Consider the following 842-nt stretch of genomic DNA (forward strand, 5'->3'; position numbering starts at 1 on the left):
CACCGAGGGCAGACCGGAGGGCGTCAACCCCTGAGTCAGTCGAAGATCCAGAACGGTCATGAGGGTGCCTCCACGTTGAGGACTCGAGCCCATCTGGGCTCAGACCGGAGGTTAGCCCCCGATCACCCACATATCATCGCGATGCGCGCGGTCATGTCGATGAGCAAGCGGCCAGACCAGACCGCGATGGGGGTGATCCCGCTTCCACTGGTGTGATCCCGAGGCCGGGCATCGGGTGCCATGCTCATCAGGTGCAGGAGCCCTACCGCCCCGTCGCCCTGCGGGTCATGGCCGAGTGGGGCGTGCAGGACCCGGTCTGGGACAGCGACGTCGACCACATGGGCACGGTCGACCCGGCCGAGTTCGGTGCCAGCGACGAGCTCGTCGAGCAGCTGCGGAAGTGGAACGAGCGCTACAACGCTCTCGGCCGGACCGACTACCGCTGGCCCGACGCCGAGCAGGAGCGGGCCTGGCGAGACGAGGGCTTGCACTTGGCCTACCAGCTGCAGAACGAGCTGCCCGACGTCGAGATCAGCTACTTCGAGGACGGTGACGACCGGCCCCTGCGACAACGCCGCGGTCCCTGAGGCAAGTACTCGACCTTCCGCTCATCCCGCGTTGGGTACGCAGTCCCCCGGGTCATCCCTGCGGGCCCAACGGTGGCTGCAGGTCGTCGACCACCGCAGCAACCGGTAGACGCCGCAACCGGCCCGCCTCCCCCTGTCTGTCAGGGTGAGTTGAGGCCAGCCGCTCGTAGCAACCTCTCCTGACAGGGCGAGATCGGAACCATGATCGTGACCGTGACGACACCCACCCCCGTGGTCGAAGATGGACAGGTGACT

Annotated in this window: 1 protein-coding gene; it reads left to right on the forward strand. The window is 66.9% G+C overall.

The window, feature by feature from the left end; genetic code table 11:
• Positions 1 to 251 precede the first annotated feature (251 nt).
• Positions 252 to 587: a hypothetical protein gene (locus tag ACRYM0_RS20865; protein ID WP_432507765.1), complete on the forward strand. Its 336-nt coding sequence runs from the start codon at positions 252 to 254 to the stop codon at positions 585 to 587.
• Positions 588 to 842 lie beyond the last annotated feature (255 nt).

Origin of the sequence: Kineococcus arenarius subsp. arenarius (assembly GCF_050871845.1) — a bacterium.
Taxonomy (GTDB): Bacteria; Actinomycetota; Actinomycetes; order Actinomycetales; family Kineococcaceae; genus Kineococcus.